Genomic DNA, 18,516 nt, shown 5'->3' with positions numbered 1-18,516 from the left:
CCGCGCTCCACGGCCGCCACCGACTGGCGCGCCCTCGGCACGAGCGTCCGCCTGGTCACCACGGACCCGGCCCTGCTCGACTCCCGCGATCTGCTGCCGGCCCGGCACCTGGCCGAGGTCGACGCCGCGTGCAGCCGTTTTCCGCGAGGACTCGGAGCTGACGGCGCTGACTACGGCCGAAGGCCGACCCGTGCGGGTCAGCCCGCTGCTGGCCGAGGCCCTGGAGGTGGCCCTGCGCGCCGCCCGCGCCACGGACGGCGCGGTGGACCCTAGGGTCGGCTCGGCGACGGAGCCCCTCGGTGACGACCGGGACTTCCCGCTGGACCAGGAGGACGGCCGTCCCGTACGTCTGTCGGTGCGGCGCGTGCCGGGCTGGAAGCCGGGTCGACCTGGACCGCGTCACGAACACGGTGACCCTTCCGCCCGGCGTCAGCCTGGACCTGGGCGCCACCGGCAAGCCTGGGCTTCCGACAGGGCGGCGCGGATGCCGGCCCGGACGGCCGACTGCGGCAGCCTGGTCAGCCTCGGCGGCGACACGGCCGTGACGGGCGAACCGCCGGCCGGCGGCTGGCACATCCGCGTCCAGGACGAGACGGCTCGGGTCGACCGGCTGCCCGAGCGCGGCTCCCACGCCACGGTCGGCATCCGCAGCGGCGGCCTCGCCACGTCCGGCACCACCGCCCGCCGCCGTGACCACCACCTCCACCACATCGTCGACCCCCGCACGGGCCGACCCGCCACCACCCCGTGGCGCACCGTCTCGGTCGCCGCCGCCACGTGCGCCGACGCCAACGCCGCCACCACGGCGGCCCTGGTGAAGGGCGAGAGCGCGATCCGCCGGCTCTCCCGCCTCGGCCTCCCGGCCCGTCTGGCCACCCAGGAGGGCACGGTCGTCATGACCCCGGGCTGGCCTTCTCCGACACCGGCGGCAGCCCCCACGCCGACAGCGCCACCGGCTTCGGCTGTCTGCTGCTCTTCACCGTCGTCCTCCTCCTCGGCGGCGCCGTACGCCCAAACCGCGCGACCAGCCGCACCACACGCGGCTTCCCCCGGCCCGCCTCCGGCGGGCTAGAGCCACCCGGCGAACTCCAGCAACAGCTCCGCGTCCCGGGGCCGCCCCACCCGCCGAGCCCGAACCCCCGACTCCACGGCCCGGAACAGCGTCCACCCCCGCAACCGGGCCTGCTCCACCTCCAGCGACTCGGCCAGCTTCTTCACCCGCCGCCGGGTGATCGCCGCTCCCGAGGGTGAGGCGATCAGATCCTCCACCCGATCCCGCACCAGCCGGGCCAGATCGAAGGCGCACTCGCCCACCACCGGATCCGGCCCCACCGCCAGCCACGGCAGCCGCTCCCCGGCCAGCACCTTGCTCTGCCGAAACGTCCCGTGCAGCAAGCGCTCCTCGGGTGCGGAAGCCAGCAGCTCCGCACGGGCCCCGAGAGCCGCGTCGACCAGCCCCCGCACCTCGGCGTCCGCCTCGGCGCCCGCCCGCATGGCCTCGGCCTGCCGCTCCGTCCGCTCGGCCACGGTCTCGAAGACATGCGCTACCGGCGGCTCGACCCACAGCCGTCGCAGGGTCGCCGCGGCCTCCAGCAGCGCCTTCGCCTCGGGCAGCGACCGCACCGACAGATCGGGATGCAGCCGCTCCAGCAGCAGCACGCCATGACTGTCCCCGGGGTTGAGCAACTGGACCGCGCCCCGCCCGTCCCAGTGCGCGAGCGCGGCCCGCTCGCTCTCCGGCCGGGCCCGCTCGGGGGCCAGCTTGAGCACGGCGGGCGTGCCGTCGATGAGCCGCACCAGGAGCACCAGACTGCTCCGGCCCCCCGGTGCCTGCACCCGTTCGACGGTCAACTCGCGTAGATCCACGGCCTGTCGGGCCAGTTCGGGGAGCCTTTCCAGCCACTCGCCGATCCCGTCACCGCCGTCCGGCCGTCGGGTCTCGGCGAGCGCTCGCACCAGCCGCTGCGGCGGTTCGAAGTCCTCGAAAGCCTTGCGCGCCATGGGCGAGTCGTTCCCTTCCGGAGCGTGATCAGGTGTGCGGTGTCGCCGACGGGCCGGCGGCGGCCGTCCGCTCGGCGAGACCAGGGAAGGCTACGCTTCCGCCCCGCCACCGCACCGCCCGCACCGCCGCCTCCCGCAGCGCCTCTGCGGCGGCGGCGCGCCGGTCACCCTCGGCGGCCCGCACGAGATCGGAGTACACGCCGGCCACCCGCTCCTCCAGCTCCACGGCGAGTCGCACGGCGGAGTCGGAATCGGCCACCTGGAAGGGCAACGCGTACCCGGCGGCCGCCACGGCGGGCTTGCCGCCCAGATCCCGTACGGCCCGGGTGAGCTCGTCCCGGCGGGCCCGGTGCGCGTCGTACGCCTCCCGGGCCTCGCGCTGCCGCGCCTCGCCGATCTTCCCGCCGACGACGCCGTAGCCGTACACGGCGGCGTGCTCGGCCCCGAGTGCCGCCTGGACCGCCTTCAGCTCCCCGCTGCTCACTTCGCACCCTCCGTCAACACGTACGCGTGCCCGGCACCCGACGCCGCCACCGACGCCATCAGCCGCGCCAGCTCACCCGGCACCCCGAGCAACGCCTTGGCCCGCGTGTCGGCGAGTTTCCGCTCGGCGGCGGCCAGTTCGGTGAGGGCGGCCCCGGGGTCCTCGGGTACGGGGGAGGCCGAGGTGGTGGGGGAGGCGGAGGGTGAACCGGACGGGGAAGCGCTCGCCCCCCGCCCACCGGCCCCCTTCGCGCCCCCGAACGCCTTGGCGTGCCGAACGACCTCCGCCCGCAGGGGTTCGAGCAGCGAGGCCAGATCCGGATGGGCGGCGATCACGAGGTCGTAGCGCTCCAGGAGCCCCTCGCTGTCCCGCGCCACGCGCGCGCGTGCCCGCTCCACCTGCGACGCACCGTCTCCGCCGTCGGATCCCGGCCCCCCGGACGAGCACCCCGCGAGCAGCCCGGCACCGGCGGCCCCGACGAGCAAACTCCTTCTGCGCGGCCCCGACAGGGCACGCGACGACAGGCTGAACGACACAGCAGACGTCCTCGGGGGGTCGTACGAACAAAGAAGCGGTGCGATCACGGTACCCGTGAAACGCGCCGCGTCTCGCTAGGGGCGCGAGGAAGCGCGCGGCGAGCCCCCGCGACCCGCGGTCGCGCGAATACCAGCACCACCGAGCCGTCGGGCGCCCCCGTGGGCGCCCCCACGCACAGCCCCCGCATGGACGGCAACACCCCAGCGGAGCGGCTACCCTTTGACCTGACACGCGCCCTACCCACAACAGCACACGCGGCCGAGGAGTCACCCGGATGAGCACCACCCAGAGCGAGAGGCTGCGAGAACTGCTGGAACCGCTCGTACGCTCCCAGGGCCTGGATCTCGAAGAGATCGCAGTGGACTCGGTCGGACGCAAGCGGGTGCTGCGTGTGGTCGTCGACTCGGACGAGGGCGCGGACCTGGACACCGTCGCCGACGTCAGCCGCGCCGTCTCGGCCAAGCTGGACGAGACGGACGCGATGGGCCAGGCGGAGTACACCCTGGAAGTCGGTACGCCGGGTGCCGAGCGCGCCCTCACCGAGCACCGTCACTACCGCCGTGCCGTGGACCGTCTGGTGAAGTTCACGCTCCGCGAGGACGGGGAACTGATCGCCAGAATCCTGACCGTGGACGACGACGGCCTCGACCTCGAGGTGCCCGGAGTGAAGGGCCGCAAGGCCACCACCCGCCGGCTCGCCTTCGCGGACATCGACAGGGCCCGCGTCCAGGTCGAGTTCAACCGCAAGGACAAGAAGGACATGAAGGAAGAGGAGGAGGCGTAGCCGTGGACATCGACATGAGTGCCCTCAGGGGCTTGGTGCGGGAGAAGGAGATCTCCTTCGACCTGCTCGTCGAGGCGATCGAGGCGGCCCTCCTCATCGCCTACCACCGCACCGAGGGAAGCCGCCGCCACGCGCGCGTGGAGCTCAACCGGGAGACCGGCCATGTGACCGTGTGGGCGAAGGAGGACCCCGAGGACCTGGAGGAGGGGCAGGAGGCACGCGCGTTCGACGACACCCCGTCGGACTTCGGGCGCATCGCCGCCACCACCGCCAAACAGGTGATCCTGCAGCGACTGCGGGACGCCGAGGACGACGCCACCCTCGGTGAGTACGCCGGACGCGAGGGCGACATCGTCACCGGTGTGGTCCAGCAGGGCCGCGACCCGAAGAACGTGCTCGTGGACATCGGCAAGCTGGAGGCCATCCTGCCGGTGCAGGAGCAGGTCCCCGGCGAGACCTACCAGCACGGCATGCGGCTCAGGTCGTACGTCGTACGGGTGGCGAAGGGCGTGCGCGGCCCCTCCGTGACGCTCTCCCGCACGCACCCCAATCTGGTGAAGAAGCTCTTCGCGCTGGAGGTGCCGGAGATCGCCGACGGGTCCGTCGAGATCGCCGCCATCGCGCGTGAGGCCGGACACCGTACGAAGATCGCCGTCCGCTCCACCCGCAGCGGTCTGAACGCCAAGGGCGCCTGTATCGGCCCGATGGGCGGCCGGGTGCGCAATGTCATGGGCGAGCTGAACGGTGAGAAGATCGACATCGTCGACTGGTCGGACGACCCGGCGGAGATGGTGGCGAACGCGCTCTCCCCGGCCCGGGTCTCCAAGGTCGACGTGGTCGACCTCGCGGCCCGCTCCGCGCGGGTGACGGTGCCCGACTACCAGCTGTCGCTGGCGATCGGCAAGGAGGGCCAGAACGCCCGCCTCGCCGCCCGTCTCACCGGCTGGCGGATCGACATCCGGCCGGACACCGAGCAGCCGTCGGAGTAGGCGGGGAATAGATCCAAGCCGCAGGTCGCTTAGATCACGTCAGTTATATGCGCGGCAACTGTTCGATTCTTGCCCCAAAGGGGTGAGGTCGCCGCGGGGAGGTAGACTTAGCAGTGTCTGGCCGGACGCGTGCCCGCGCATGCCCTGAACGCACCTGTGTGGGGTGCAGGCAGCGAACGGCCAAGACCGAACTGCTGCGCGTCGTGGCGATCGAGGGTGAATGCGTCCCCGATCCTCGCGGTACGCTGCCCGGCCGGGGTGCGTACGTTCACCCCGTTCAGGTCTGTCTCGACCTGGGCGTACGCCGCCGGGCGTTCACGCGGGCGCTGCGTGCCCCGGGAGCGCTCGACACAAAGGCGTTGCGCCGATACGTGGAGCAGACAACAGTTGCCGAGCAGGCAACACCGTAAGACGTGTCGCACGGAGCCTCCGTGCGGCCCTGGTACCCCGCGAGTTGGAAGTAGGTCGAGATTGCGATGAGCACTCGATGAGCACGCGATGAGTACGCCCATGAAGTAGCGACGGTCCGGACGCACCCGGACCTAAAAAGGAGCGAAGTGGCTAAGGTCCGGGTATACGAACTCGCCAAGGAGTTCGGGGTTGAGAGCAAGGTCGTCATGGCCAAGCTCCAGGAGCTCGGTGAATTCGTCCGTTCGGCGTCCTCGACCATCGAGGCCCCCGTTGTACGCAAACTGACTGACGCCCTCCAGCAGGGCAGCGGCGGCGGCAAGCCCGCCCCGCGCAAGGCCGCCCCGGCCCGTCCGGCGGCCCCATCCCCCGCGCAGGCCGCACGTCCGGCCGCGCCTCGTCCCGGTCCGGCCGCGCCGAAGCCGCCCGCCGCCGAGCGGCCCGCAGCCGCCCCGGCCCCGGGTCCGCGCCCGACGCCCGGTCCCAAGCCGCCGACACCGAAGCCCGCTCCGGCCTCCCCGGCCCCGAGCGTGCCCGAGTTCCAGGCGCCCCCGTCGGCTCCGGCCGCCCCGGCCGCCCCGGCCGCCCCGTCCACCCCGCGTCCGGGCGCCCGTCCCGGTCCGGGTGCGCCGCGTCCCAGCGGCCAGCAGCAGCGTCCGGGCGGTCCCGGCCAGGACCGCGGCGACCGCGGTCAGGCGCCCCGTCCCGGCGGTCAGCGTCCCGAGCGTTCGGGTGCCCCCGGTGCGCCCCGGCCGGGCGGTGCCCGTCCGACCGGTCCGCGTCCGGGTAACAACCCCTTCACCTCCGGTGGCTCCACCGGCATGGGACGCCCGCAGGCGCCCCGTCCCGGTGGTGCCCCGCGTCCCGGCGGCCCCGGTGGCGCCCAGGGCGGCGGTCCGCGTCCGCAGGCCCCCGGCCAGGCTCCCCGTCCGCAGGGCGGTCCCGGTGGCGCGCCGCGTCCCCAGGGCGGTCCGGGCGGTGCCCGTCCCACTCCGGGTGGCATGCCCCGTCCGCAGGCGCCTCGTCCTGGCGGTGGCCCCGGCGGCAACCGTCCGAACCCGGGCATGATGCCGCAGCGTCCGGCGGCCGGCCCGCGTCCCGGCGGCGGTGGCCCCGGTGGCCGCGGTCCCGGCGGCGGTGGTCGTCCCGGTGGCCCCGGTGGCGGCGGTGGTCGTCCCGGTGGCGGTTTCGCCGGTCGTCCCGGTGGTCCCGGTGGCGGTGGTGGCGGTTTCGCCGGTCGTCCCGGTGGTCCCGGTGGCGGTGGTGGCGGTTTCGCCGGTCGTCCCGGTGGTCCCGGTGGCGGCGGTGGCCGTCCCGGTTTCGGCGGTCGTCCCGGTGGTCCCGGTGCCCGTGGCGGCACGCAGGGCGCCTTCGGTCGCCCCGGCGGTCCCGCGCGTCGTGGTCGCAAGTCGAAGCGGCAGAGGCGCCAGGAGTACGAGGCCATGCAGGCCCCGTCGGTCGGCGGCGTGATGCTGCCTCGCGGCAATGGACAGACCGTCCGCCTGTCGCGTGGTGCGTCCCTCACCGACTTCGCGGAGAAGATCAACGCCAACCCGGCGTCGCTCGTCGCCGTGATGATGAACCTCGGCGAGATGGTCACTGCCACGCAGTCCGTCTCCGACGAGACCCTCCAGCTACTCGCCGGCGAGATGAACTACGTCGTCGAGATCGTCAGCCCGGAGGAGGAGGACCGTGAGCTGCTCGAGTCCTTCGACATCGAGTTCGGCGAGGACGAGGGCGGCGAGGAGTTCCTCGTCGCGCGTCCGCCGGTCGTGACCGTCATGGGTCACGTCGACCACGGTAAGACCCGACTGCTGGACACGATCCGCAAGACGAACGTCGTCGCGGGCGAGGCCGGCGGTATCACGCAGCACATCGGTGCGTACCAGGTCGCGACCCAGGTCAACGAAGAAGAGCGCAGGATCACCTTCATCGACACCCCGGGCCACGAGGCGTTCACCGCCATGCGTGCCCGTGGTGCCAAGTCGACCGACATCGCGATCCTCGTGGTGGCGGCCAACGACGGTGTGATGCCCCAGACGATCGAGGCGTTGAACCACGCCAAGGCGGCCGGTGTGCCGATCGTGGTCGCGGTCAACAAGATCGACGTCGAAGGTGCCGACCCGACCAAGGTGCGCGGTCAGCTCACCGAGTTCGGTCTGGTGGCCGAGGAGTACGGCGGCGACACGATGTTCGTCGACATCTCCGCCAAGCAGGGTCTGAACATCGACTCCCTGCTGGAGGCCGTGGTCCTGACCGCGGACGCCTCGCTCGACCTGCGGGCCAACCCGGAGCAGGACGCGCAGGGCATCGCGATCGAGTCCCACCTCGACCGCGGCCGCGGCGCCGTCGCGACCGTCCTGGTCCAGCGAGGCACCCTGCGGGTCGGCGACACCATGGTGGTCGGCGACGCGTACGGCCGTGTCCGCGCGATGCTCGACGACAAGGGCGCGAACGTGGAAGAGGCGGGTCCCTCGACCCCGGTCCTCGTCCTCGGTCTCACCAACGTCCCGGGTGCCGGCGACAACTTCCTCGTCGTCGACGAGGACCGTACGGCCCGTCAGATCGCCGAGAAGCGCGCGGCGCGTGAGCGCAACGCCAACTTCGCCCGGCGTGGCGTCCGGTTCTCCCTGGAGAACCTGGACGAGGCCCTCAAGGCCGGTCTGGTGCAGGAACTCAACCTCATCATCAAGGGCGACGCGTCCGGTTCGGTGGAGGCTCTCGAGTCCTCGCTGCTCCAGCTCGACGTCGGCGAAGAGGTCGACATCCGCGTCCTGCACCGCGGCGTGGGTGCGGTCACCGAGTCGGACATCGACCTGGCGACCGGCTCCGACGCCATCGTCATCGGCTTCAACGTCCGTGCTGCGGGCCGCGCGGCGCAGATGGCGGAGCGCGAGGGCGTCGACGTCCGGTACTACTCGGTGATCTACCAGGCCATCGAGGAGATCGAGGCGGCCCTCAAGGGCATGCTCAAGCCGGAGTACGAGGAGGTCGAGCTCGGCACGGCGGAGATCCGCGAGGTCTTCAAGTCGTCCAAGCTGGGCAACATCGCCGGTGTCCTGGTCCGCTCGGGCGAGGTCAAGCGCAACACCAAGGCGCGCCTCGTCCGCGACGGCAAGGTCATCGCGGAGAACCTCACCATCTCCGGTCTGCGTCGCTTCAAGGACGACGTCACCGAGATCCGCGAAGGCTTCGAGGGTGGTATCAACCTCGGAAACTTCAACGACATCAAGGTCGACGACGTCATCGCGACGTACGAGATGCGCGAGAAGCCGCGGTCGTAGGACGGTGGTTCACGCCGGCCGGGGGTGCCATGGGCGCCCTCGGCCGGTGTGGTCGTTCCTGGGGTCTTGGCCCACGGACCTCCTTCGCGCGGTTCCCTGTGCCTGAGGGAACGGTCCCGGGCCCCGGGCGCCGATATTGCGTCGAGTCGCACCGTCCGGCCGATGTACGGTTCTGATGTTCCCGCCCGGCTAGGCGGGCCATCGATCCCGTACCGGCGGGTGAACCGGATACACACATGTACGTGGGGACTCTGTCCTTCGATCTCCTCCTCGGCGACGTACGGTCGCTGAAGGAGAAGCGCTCCGTCGTCCGCCCGATCGTGGCCGAGCTGCACCGCAAGTTCGCGGTGAGCGTGGCGGAGGTCGACCATATGGATCTGCACCGCAGGGCCGTGATCGGCCTGGCGGTGGTCTCCGGCGACACGGGGCACCTGACCGACGTACTGGACCGGTGCGAGCGGCTGGTCGCCGGGCGCCCCGAGGTGGAACTGCTGTCGGTACGGCGGCGCCTGCACGGCGACGACGACTGAACCGACGGCACGGGGACAGTTGAAAAGCAGTAGTTACGCAGAACGAGCTAGGAGACGGACCAGTGGCCGACAACGCGCGTGCCAAGAGGCTGGCGGACCTCATCCGAGAGGTGGTGGCCCAGAAGCTGCTGCGCGGGATCAAGGACCCGCGGCTCGGCTCACACGTCACCATCACGGACACCCGGGTGACCGGGGACCTGCGGGAGGCGACCGTCTTCTACACGGTGTACGGGGACGACGAGGAGCGGGCGGCCGCCGCCGCGGGGCTGGAGAGCGCCAAGGGCATCCTCCGTTCCGAGGTCGGCCGTGCCGCCGGTGTGAAGTTCACGCCGACCCTCACCTTCGTGGCCGACGCCCTCCCGGACACCGCCAAGACCATCGACGACCTCCTCGACAAGGCGCGGGCCTCGGACGCCGCGGTGCGCGAGAGCGCCTCGGGGGCCAAGTACGCCGGTGAGGCCGACCCCTACCGCAAGCCTGGCGACGAGGACGACGCCGACGAGGATGCCGCCGCCGAATGACCCAGCAGCGCCAGAAGAACACCACGCCCGACGGCCTTGTCATCGTCGACAAGCCGTCGGGCTTCACTTCGCACGATGTCGTCGCCAAGATGCGGGGCATCGCCCGGACCCGACGGGTCGGGCACGCGGGGACGCTGGACCCCATGGCCACCGGAGTGCTCGTCCTGGGGGTGGAGAAGGCGACCAAGCTGCTCGGTCACCTCGCGCTCACGGAGAAGGAGTACCTCGGAACCGTCCGGCTCGGACAGACGACGGTCACCGACGACGCCGAGGGCGAGATCACGGCGTCGGTCGACGCGTCGAAGGTCACCCGGGACGCGGTCGACGCCGGTGTGGCCGAGCTGACCGGCCGGATCATGCAGGTGCCGTCCAAGGTCAGCGCCATCAAGATCGACGGCGTGCGGTCGTACAAGCGGGCCCGCGACGGTGAGGACTTCGAGATTCCCGCCCGGCCCGTCACCATCTCCTCCTTCGCCGTGTACGACGTCCGCGAGGCCGTCGCCGAGGACGGCACCCCCGTCGTCGACCTGGTGGTGTCGGTGGTGTGCTCCTCCGGGACCTACATCCGCGCCCTCGCCCGCGATCTGGGTGCGGGACTGGGTGTCGGTGGCCACCTCACCGCGCTGCGCCGGACCCGCGTCGGCCCGTACAAGCTGGACTCCGCGCGGACCCTCGACCAGCTCCAGCAGGAGCTGACCGTCATGCCGGTCGCCGAAGCCGCCGCGGCCGCGTTCCCCCGCTGGGACGTGGACGACAGGCGCGCCCGGCTCCTGCTGAACGGGGTCCGCCTGGACATGCCCGAGGAGTACGCGGACCGGGGCGCCACGGCCGTCTTCGACCCCACGGGCCGCTTCCTGGCCCTGGTCGAAAGCCAGAAGGGCAAGGCGAAGAGCCTGGCCGTCTTCGGCTGACCCCGAGGCGGGCACCGCAGCACCGACCCGCGTCGTCAGGCGAGGGCTGGGGGGGGGGCCGGGGCTCGGGGGTCATTTGGCCCGGCCGGTGCCGCAGGGGCACCCGACACGACATGGTCCACCCGGTCGAGCGTGGAGCGGCGGTCACGGGGTCGCTGTTCCCGCCGCTCCACGGTCCCCCCTCGGTTCCCCCACCCAGAGGTGTATCCATCTGCCCGGGGCTATTCACCCCTTCGTGCAGGCGCTCGGAGTGAACCGAGGGAGCGGAAGGGGGCGCGTTCGTCGCGCGATCTGTTCCGCTGATCTTCACGTGCCTACCGTCGGAACACAGGTACGACGGGGAGGTCAGGACATGGCGGTACGGGGCCGTCGGGCAACCGACGACGGCCGCCGGGCGGCGCGGGACGAAGTCCTGGTGCGGGTCGGCGATCTGGCGGGACGACCACGCGGTACGGGGTTCGTCGCCGACCACCACGGCACGGTCGTCACCAGCCACGAGGCGGTGGACGGGCTGGCCCGGATCGTGGTGCGCGCCACCGGCGACCGTGTCTGTGTGGTGACGTCCGACGCGGTCACGCCGCTGCCCGCCCTCGATCTCGCGCTCATCCGCACCCAGGGGCTGTGCGTGGACCCGCTGCCCTTCGCCCTGCGGGACGAGGTCGAGACGGGCGCGTACGTCCGTATCGCGGCCGGCGGCTGGCGCGAGGCACGGGTGCTGGGTACGGCGGACGTCACGTACACCGCGACCGACGGTTTCCATCTGCTGCGCGGCGCCCTGGAGTTGGCGATCGGTACTGCGGGGAGCGACGCGTTGCGGCTGGGTGGGGGCGCGGCCGGGGGCCCCGTGCTCGACATGATCACGGGGGCCGTGGTGGGCGTCCTCGGCACGGCCCTGGAGGCACAGCACCGGGCCACGGGCTTCGCCGTACCCCTGCGGGGGTGGCGGGCCGAGCAGCCGCTGGCCGAGCTGCTCGCACGCAACGCGGCGACCGTGCCGGCGTACCGAACGGATCTGAACCTGGCGGGGGTGCTGGAGCTCACGGCCACGACGGTGGGCTCGGACGGGCCGGGGGCGGGCGCCGGAGCCATGGCGGCGGCCGACGCCGATCCGGTCGAACGGGTCGATGTCGTCAGGGAGTTCAGCGCCTTCTCCGAGGGCCCCGCCGCCGTTCTCGCTCTGGTCGGCCCGCCCGGCAGCGGCCGTACGACGGAACTGGCCGCCCTCGCCGCCCGACGCGGCCGCGGCCCGGCCCCCGCCCCCACCCTCTGGCTCCGCGGCGCCGACCTCCTCTCCGACGACACCTCCGTGGCGGACGCGGCCCGACGTGCCCTGGAACGGGCGGGACGGATCGTGGCGGCGTCCGTGTCGGCCTCCTCGGAGGGGGCGGACGCGGGCGGTTCCACAGGGGAGCGGGAGGCGGCGGCGCGAGGATCCGGGGGGCCTGACAGGAGCACTGGCTCTGGCGCGGGACGAGCCTCGGCCGCCGACGGGGCCGGGGTGGCGGACGGGACCGGGGCGGCGGACGGGGGCGCCGCGTCGGCTGCGTGGGCCGCGACGGACTTCTCGGCCGCTTTCGCCGCCTCCGCGGGTGCTTGTGGCGGTGAGGATTCCTCGGGCGGTGCTGGTGCTTCGGACGATCGGGCAGCCGGGGGCGGGCGGGCGTGGCTGCCGGGTCGCTACCAGGGCGAGTTGGGGGACATCCGGCCGGAACGGCTCGCGCGGCTCGCGGGGGCGGAGGGACGGCCGCTGCTGTTGCTGCTCGACGGGCCCGAGGAGATGCCGCCGACGCTCGCGCACCGGCTGGCCGAGTGGACCGCGGGGACGGTCGAGTGGCTGCGGGCGAACGGGGCTCGGCTCGTGGTGGCCTGCCGCGCCGAGTACTGGGAGTGGGCCGGGGCGCACTTCCCCGCCGAACTGCTCCATGGGGAGGCTCCCGGCGCCCAGGGGCCGCCGCTGCCGGCCTGCGTGCGCCTGGGCGACCTGACCGAGAGCGAGGCCCGGCGGGCCCGCCTGCGGTACGGGATCCCCGAGGACACGCTCACCACCGAGGACGCCCGGCACCCCCTCACCCTGCGACTCCTGTCCGAGGTCCGAGCGGCACTGCCTGACCCCTCGAACGGCCGGCCCGGCGAGGATGGCGCCTCCGCCGGACCGCCCGACGGGCACATGGCAGGGGCCACTGGGGCGGGCCGGACCGACGAGGAGCCGGAGGGCCGGGTGCCGGGCGGCCCCGGGCCGGAGGGTCAGGGCCGTGGCGACCGGGGCCCGGAGGACCGGGGCCGGGACGGGTGGGGACCGCAGGCGGCGGGCCGGGAGGGCTGGGGACCGCAGGAGCAGGGGCGCTGCGGCCCGGGAAACCGGGGCCCGGAGGACCGGGGACCGAGTGAACCGCGATGCGGCGGGCCCGACACCCCGCAGGACGGGGCCGACATCCCTTCCACCGGGCGCACCACCCCGACCGCCGCCACCCCCGGCGGCGCCTCCGCTCCGTCCGCTCCCGGGGCACCGGACACGGGCGGACACCCGCACGGCCGGGCGAAGCGACCCACCGGCCCGGGACCGTCCTCCTCCGGCCCGACCGCCTACGCCCCCGGCCCGACCCCGCACACCTCGGGTCCCACCGCATCCCCCACCCCCTCGGGCCGCCCCGGCAGGGACGAGGTGTTGGCCGCCTACCTGGATCTGATGTGTCTGCGGATCGCCGTGCGGCTCGCCGCGGTGAACGGGGTGCGCGGGGCGGGCGTGCGGCGGCTGGCGGCACAGGTTTCGGGACAGGTGCACGAGGCGGCCCGGCGGTGCCTCGGCCCCGGACAGGGGGAGTTGGACCGGGCGGCGTTCGAGGCCGTGTTCCCGTGGGGGCCGGTGCCGGGACGGCGGCTCGGTGGCACCACCGGCTGGGCCTCGGCCGTGCTCACCGAGGGCCTGCTCGTCCCGGCCGGCGACGGCTACCGCTTCGCCCACGAGGAGCTGGCCGACTGGATCCAGGGCGCACACCTGGACCTCGACGCCGCCCTGCACGCGCTCGTCCACCGCGGCTGGGTCGCCCAGGCCGAGTCACGGCGGGGCTGGGGCACGATGCCCCCGGAGGCGCGCGTGCGCAGGCAGGCCCGCCGGGCCACCCGCGACCTCCCCGTGCCGCGCCATCGCATCGGCCCCGTCGTCCACGCCCTGCTCCTCCTCGGCCGACAACAGGGCCCCACCGAACTCGCCGGACGTCTGGAGGAGTTGCTCGACGCCCTGGACGCCCTGCTGCCCCCGGGCGCCCCCGCCCCCGACGACCCCACCTGGTGGGCCACCCGTCTCCTGGCCGAGGTCCTGCTCCGGGTGCCCGACGCGACGCCGTACACCAGGGTGCTGCGGTTCCTCACCGAGCGGATCGGCGCCTGGCGTGCCCAGGGCCGAGGGGTGCCGGCCGAGTTCGGGCCGGACTTCTGGGCCTCGCTGCCCCTGCCCGAGGCGGAACGGTTCGACCTGCTGCGACGCCTGGTCGTCGCCGACCCGGCCACCGGCGAGGGGCCCCGCTATCTGGACGCGGTCTCCCGGCTGTTGTCGGCCGCCCCCGTCGCCGTACAACCGCTGCTCACCCGCTGGTTCGCCGACGACACCCCGTTGGTCGCGACCCCGGACGCCACCGTGGCGACGGCCGCGCAGGCGCTGCTGCACACCCATCGGCGGTGCGCCCTGGACGACCTGACCGAGGCACTCGTCGACAGCGCGCACCGGCGTGGCGACGAACTCCTCGCCGTGCTGTCCGAGGAGGAGCCCTCGGCGGTGTGCCGGGCCGTCGACCGGTGGGCGCACGACGAGCGTCCGGCCCGGCGGGTCGCGGGGCTCGCGTACGGGCTGCGGACCGCTCCGCACGTGCGCACGGAGGCCGACCGTGAACTCCTGCGCTACGCGGCACTCGCCCTGCTGGGCCGCCCCGCCGACGTCACCCTGCACAGCGGCGCCCTGGCCCTGCTCGTACGGGATCCGCAGACCAGGCCGCGGTATCTGCCGCAGGCGCTGGAACGCTTCGCGGCCGGTGACCCGCAGCTGCCCGCGAGCGCCGTGGTCACCGCACTCGCCACCGACCCGGACCCGGTCCTCGCCGCCTTCCGCGCGCGGCTGCGCACGCCCGGCGCCGAGGGCTCGGACGGGGAGGCCCTGCGCACGCTCGCCGAGGTCACCACGCCCGGCCTCGCGCGCCGCGTCACCACGCTCGTACGGGAGGTCGTCGCCCTGCGCCCCGAGGTGGCCGGGCATGTCGCCGTGTACGTCGACCGCAGACTGGAACACGGTCCGGGCACCCGCGCCGTACTGTTCCCCCTGGTCAGCGGGCTCATCGTCGACGGCCCCGTCCAGGTGCGCGCGGCCCTCGCGGCTGTCTTCGCCGAACCGGGCACCCCCGTCTCCCGCCCGCTGCGCCGCGAACTGCTCGATCTGCTGACGGCGACCGAGCGGGACCCGTCCGTCCTGGACGCGCTGCTGCGGGCGGTCGTCGCGGGCGCGGCGGGTACGAGCGTGGGCATGGCGGGTACGAGCGCGGGCACGGACGTCCGGGTGCTGGTTCACCGCATCGGCCTGCTGCTGGTCCGCACGCCCGACGGGGCCACCCGATTCGACTGGGCACTCGTCGACCTGGCCCGCCACGTCCCCGGGTTCGCGGAGCTGGTGGCCGGCTGGCTCAGCGGTACGCCCCAGGAGTGGGCGGCGGTGGTCGGTCCCAGCACCCGTCGGATGATCGAGAACCTGGCGGGGGTGCCGGGTGTGCGGGTGCCCGCGTGAGGAGGGACGAGGCGTGCCGGGGCGAGGGGCCGGATCCCGTGCTCAGGGTCACAGCCCGGATGCCGATGCGAGCGGAGAGCATCGGGCATGGCACCCTTAGACCTGCGCAAGGGTTAGGCGTCAATACGGACACGGGTTCGACGAGGAGCGGTCACAGTGCAGCGCTGGCGTGGTTTGGAGGACATCCCCGAGGACTGGGGGCGCAGCGTCGTCACCATCGGTTCCTTCGACGGGGTGCACCGCGGGCACCAGCTGATCCTCCGGCACGCCGTGGAACGCGCGCGTGAGCTGGGCGTTCCCGCCGTTGCCGTCACCTTCGACCCGCACCCCAGCGAGGTGTTGCGCCCCGGTACGCATCCTCCGTTGCTCGCCCCGCACCACCGTCGTGCCGAACTGATGGCCGAGCTGGGGGTGGACGCGGTCCTGATCCTGCCCTTCACGACCGAGTTCTCGCGGCTGTCCCCGGCCGACTTCGTCGTCAAGGTGCTGGTCGACAAGCTCCGCGCCAAGGCCGTCGTCGAGGGCCCCAACTTCCGCTTCGGCCACAAGGCCGCCGGAGACGTGGCGTTCCTGGCCGAGCAGGGCAAGACGTACGACTTCGAGGTCGAGGTGGTCGACCTGTTCGTCACCGGCGAGGCGGGCGGCGGTCAGCCGTTCTCCTCGACCCTGACCCGACGGCTGGTCGGCGAGGGCGATGTCGAGGGCGCGCGCGAGATCCTCGGCCGTCCCCACCGTGTCGAGGGCGTCGTCGTACGCGGCGCCCAGCGCGGCCGTGAGCTGGGCTTCCCGACGGCCAACGTCGAGACCCTCCCGCACACCGCGATCCCCGCCGACGGTGTCTACGCCGGCTGGCTGCACGTCGCCGACGAGGCCATGCCCGCCGCGATCTCCGTCGGCACCAACCCGCAGTTCGACGGCACCGAGCGCACGGTCGAGGCCTATGCCATCGACCGCGTCGGCCTCGACCTCTACGGCCTCCACGTCGCCGTCGACTTCCTCGCCTTCGTGCGCGGCCAGGCGAAGTTCGAGTCGCTGGAGGCGCTCCTGGTGGCGATGGGCGAGGACGTGAAGAGGTGTCGAGAGCTGATCGCCGCGTACGAGAGCGGCGAGCGCGGCGAGCGCGGCAAAGAAGGCGACGGGGGCGATGGGGGCGACGAGGGGAAGCAGCCTCGGTAGCTCCGAGGCCTGCCCGCCCGCCCCGAGGCTGCCCGCCCGCCCCGAGCCCTGCATGGACTGAGGCCCGTACCCTTCACGATCGGTGAAGGGTACGGGCCTCAGCCGTGCCGCCGTGCTGTGTTCCGCGTGCAGCCGGCTGTCGTGCGGGCTACTGCTGGGGCGGTGCCGGCGGGTGGGGCTGCCCCTGCTGCGGCTGCCCCTGGTGCGGCGGATACGGCTGCCCGGGTGCGGGCTGGCCGGGGTGACCGTAGGGCTGGGGGGCCTGCCCGGGTGCCGGCTGCCCCGGGTAGGGCTGACCGGGATACGGCTGCTGGCCCTGCTGGCCCGGCTGCCCTTGCTGCGGATGTTGCTGATACTGCGGCGGGTACGGCTGCTGAGCGGGAGCCTGCTGACCCGGCATCGGCGGGGCGACGACCGGCGGCGGGTTGCCGTCCGAGGTCCACAGACCGTGCGACTGCTGATGACGGGCGATGTCCTCGGCGACCATCGCGGCGAGCGTGAAGTACGCCTCCCGAACCTTCGGCCGCATCATGTCGAGATCCAACTCGGCACCCGCGGAGAGGTGTTCGTCGAACGGCACGACGACGACACCCCGGCAGCGCGTCTCGAAGTGGGAGACGATGTCCTCCACCTTGATCATCTTGCCGGTCTCGCGCACTCCCGAGATGACCGTGATGGAACGTGCCACGAGATCCTGGTACCCGTGCGCGGAGAGCCAGTCCAGTGTCGTACTGGCGCTGCTCGCACCGTCCACGGACGGCGTCGAGATGATGATCAGCTGGTCGGCGAGGTCGAGCACCCCGCGCATCGCGCTGTAGAGCAGACCGGTGCCCGAGTCGGTGAGGATGATCGGGTACTGCTTGCCGAGGATGTCGATCGCACGCCGGTAGTCCTCGTCGTTGAACGTCGTGGAGACGGCGGGGTCCACGTCGTTGGCGATGATCTCCAGTCCGGAGGCCGCCTGCGAGGTGAACCGCCGGATGTCCATGTACGAGTGGAGGTACGGGATCGCCTGGACGAGGTCACGGATGGTCGCCCCGGTCTCGCGCCGCACACGACGGCCGAGCGTGCCGGCGTCCGGGTTGGCGTCGATCGCGAGGATCTTGTCCTGCCGCTCGGTGGCGAGGGTCGAGCCGAGGGCCGTGGTGGTCGTCGTCTTGCCCACGCCGCCCTTGAGGCTGATGACCGCGATGCGGTAGCAGGACAGCACCGGCGTCCTGATCAGCTCCAGCTTCCGCTGCCGCTCGGCCTCCTCCTTCTTGCCGCCCAGCTTGAACAGCCCGCCCCCCGAGGACGGACGGCTGCTCTTCTGCTTCTGCTTCTTGCTGTTCAGCAGCCGGTCCGACGACAACTCCACGGCCGCCGTGTAACCGAGGGGCGCCACGCCCGGGTTGGTGGGCTGCCGGTGGTCGTGCTGCACGGGCTGCGGCCAGGCGGTGCCGGTGCGGGGGTCGATGGGGGCGGGGGGCTGGGGCTGCCCACCGGGCTGGCCGGGCTGACCGGGGTGTCCCGGGTGACCGGAGTGGGCCTGCTGCCCCGGGTCTCCGGGCTGACCGGGGAAGGGGGGTTGGGGTTGACCGGGATGGCCCGGGTGCCCCGGCTGACCTGGTTGAGCAGGGGGCTGGGGGAATCCATAACCACCCTGAGGCGCGGGGGAGTTGGGCGGGCCCGGAGGAGTCGGCGCCTGAGCGGCCGAGGGCGGGAACCCGTAGCCGGTCTGGGGGGCCGGGGGGTACTGGGGGCCGGGCTGGGCCGCCCCTTGAGGAAAGCCGTAGCCGTGCTGCTGAGGCACGGGGGCACCGGGGGGTGCCGGCTGCCCCGGCTGCCCCGGCTGCCCCGGCTGCCCCGGCTGCCCCGGCTGTCCCGACTGATCTGGTTGGGCGGGGGGTTGGGGGAAGCCGTAGCCGCTCTGTTGGGGGATGGGTGCCTGCGGGGGGACGGGTGCGCCGGTGGGCGGGAAGCCGTAACCGGGAGTGGGCTGAGCCGGGGGCGCCGCGGCGGGATGGGGGGTGACCGGCTGACCCGGGTGGCCGGGGTGCTCGGCCTGTCCCTGGTGCTCCCCCTGTACCGGCTGGGCCGGCTGAGCGGGGGGTTGGGGGAAGCCGTAGCCGCTCTGTTGGGGG

Annotated in this window: 14 protein-coding genes; 10 read left to right on the top strand and 4 right to left on the bottom strand. The window is 73.3% G+C overall.

The genetic code is table 11. The annotated features are described in order from the left end of the window. The first annotated feature begins 190 nt into the window (after window positions 1-190). Window positions 191-1,072: an FAD:protein FMN transferase gene (locus tag RM704_RS12370; RefSeq protein ID WP_311590543.1), complete on the top strand. Its 882-nt coding sequence runs from the start codon at window positions 191-193 to the stop codon at window positions 1,070-1,072. Here RM704_RS12370 and RM704_RS12365 read toward each other — a convergent pair. The 3 genes from RM704_RS12365 to RM704_RS12355 are packed head-to-tail and all read right to left on the bottom strand — an operon-like array spanning window position 1,069 to window position 3,021. Continuing rightward, window positions 1,069-2,001 carry an aminoglycoside phosphotransferase family protein gene (locus RM704_RS12365; protein ID WP_033527001.1) on the bottom strand — a complete coding sequence of 311 codons (933 nt, stop codon included), beginning with the start codon at window positions 1,999-2,001 and terminating at the stop codon, window positions 1,069-1,071. The genes RM704_RS12370 and RM704_RS12365 overlap by 4 nt on opposite strands. A gap of 28 nt (window positions 2,002-2,029) precedes the next feature. Then, window positions 2,030-2,485, bottom strand: a complete 456-nt coding sequence (locus tag RM704_RS12360; protein WP_033527002.1) for a ferritin-like domain-containing protein — start codon at window positions 2,483-2,485, stop codon at window positions 2,030-2,032. Further along, window positions 2,482-3,021 carry a hypothetical protein gene (locus RM704_RS12355; RefSeq protein WP_438828912.1) on the bottom strand — a complete coding sequence of 180 codons (540 nt, stop codon included), beginning with the start codon at window positions 3,019-3,021 and terminating at the stop codon, window positions 2,482-2,484. Before RM704_RS12355 ends, RM704_RS12360 begins: the two co-directional genes overlap by 4 nt. A 275-nt stretch (window positions 3,022-3,296) precedes the next feature. Here RM704_RS12355 and rimP point away from each other — a divergent pair, with 275 nt between their 5' ends. The 9 genes from rimP (at window position 3,297) to RM704_RS12310 (ending at window position 16,393) form a co-directional block, all read left to right on the top strand. After that, entirely contained in the window at window positions 3,297-3,806 is a 510-nt protein-coding gene (gene rimP, locus RM704_RS12350) for a ribosome maturation factor RimP (protein ID WP_033527004.1), read from the top strand. A 2-nt stretch (window positions 3,807-3,808) separates the two neighbouring features. Next, window positions 3,809-4,795, top strand: coding sequence for a transcription termination factor NusA (nusA, locus tag RM704_RS12345; protein WP_033527005.1), 987 nt, complete (start codon window positions 3,809-3,811; stop codon window positions 4,793-4,795). Between the two features lie 113 nt (window positions 4,796-4,908). Continuing rightward, window positions 4,909-5,205, top strand: coding sequence for a YlxR family protein (locus RM704_RS12340; RefSeq protein ID WP_192829639.1), 297 nt, complete (start codon window positions 4,909-4,911; stop codon window positions 5,203-5,205). Between the two features lie 147 nt (window positions 5,206-5,352). Further along, entirely contained in the window at window positions 5,353-8,487 is a 3,135-nt protein-coding gene (gene infB / locus RM704_RS12335; protein WP_311590541.1) for a translation initiation factor IF-2, read from the top strand. 236 nt (window positions 8,488-8,723) lie between these two features. After that, the gene (locus tag RM704_RS12330) at window positions 8,724-9,017 is read left to right on the top strand and encodes a DUF503 domain-containing protein (protein WP_013000329.1); all 294 of its coding nucleotides are present in this window, start codon (window positions 8,724-8,726) and stop codon (window positions 9,015-9,017) included. Window positions 9,018-9,079: 62 nt separating this feature from the next. After that, entirely contained in the window at window positions 9,080-9,538 is a 459-nt protein-coding gene (gene rbfA, locus RM704_RS12325) for a 30S ribosome-binding factor RbfA (protein WP_033529291.1), read from the top strand. Beyond that, window positions 9,535-10,449 (top strand): tRNA pseudouridine(55) synthase TruB, encoded by a 915-nt coding sequence (truB, locus tag RM704_RS12320; protein WP_033529290.1) that lies wholly within the window; start codon window positions 9,535-9,537, stop codon window positions 10,447-10,449. Before rbfA ends, truB begins: the two co-directional genes overlap by 4 nt. 352 nt (window positions 10,450-10,801) lie before the next feature. Beyond that, complete coding sequence (locus RM704_RS12315; RefSeq protein ID WP_052146215.1) at window positions 10,802-15,217, top strand: trypsin-like peptidase domain-containing protein; 4,416 nt, start codon at window positions 10,802-10,804, stop codon at window positions 15,215-15,217. A gap of 156 nt (window positions 15,218-15,373) precedes the next feature. Then, window positions 15,374-16,393, top strand: coding sequence for a bifunctional riboflavin kinase/FAD synthetase (locus RM704_RS12310; RefSeq protein ID WP_052146214.1), 1,020 nt, complete (start codon window positions 15,374-15,376; stop codon window positions 16,391-16,393). A gap of 148 nt (window positions 16,394-16,541) precedes the next feature. Here the strand turns inward: RM704_RS12310 and RM704_RS12305 are convergent. Further along, on the bottom strand, window positions 16,542-18,516 hold a 1,975-nt coding region (locus RM704_RS12305; RefSeq protein WP_438828911.1), incomplete at its 5' end, for a MinD/ParA family ATP-binding protein.

The sequence above is a fragment of the Streptomyces gottesmaniae genome (genome assembly GCF_031845845.1).
Taxonomy (GTDB): domain Bacteria; phylum Actinomycetota; class Actinomycetes; order Streptomycetales; family Streptomycetaceae; genus Streptomyces; species Streptomyces akebiae.
The sequence above is the reverse complement of the archived record's forward strand: the minus strand, read 5'-3'. Positions and strand labels throughout refer to the sequence as shown.

Bases quoted from the DNA above. Each gene is read 5' to 3' on its own strand.
- RM704_RS12315 (WP_052146215.1), top strand. From the start codon at position 10,802: ATGGCGGTACGGGGCCGTCGGGCAACCGACGACGGCCGCCGGGCGGCG.
- RM704_RS12330 (WP_013000329.1), top strand. From the start codon at position 8,724: ATGTACGTGGGGACTCTGTCCTTCGATCTCCTCCTCGGCGACGTACGG.
- RM704_RS12365 (WP_033527001.1), bottom strand. From the start codon at position 2,001: ATGGCGCGCAAGGCTTTCGAGGACTTCGAACCGCCGCAGCGGCTGGTG.
- truB (WP_033529290.1), top strand. From the start codon at position 9,535: ATGACCCAGCAGCGCCAGAAGAACACCACGCCCGACGGCCTTGTCATC.
- rimP (WP_033527004.1), top strand. From the start codon at position 3,297: ATGAGCACCACCCAGAGCGAGAGGCTGCGAGAACTGCTGGAACCGCTC.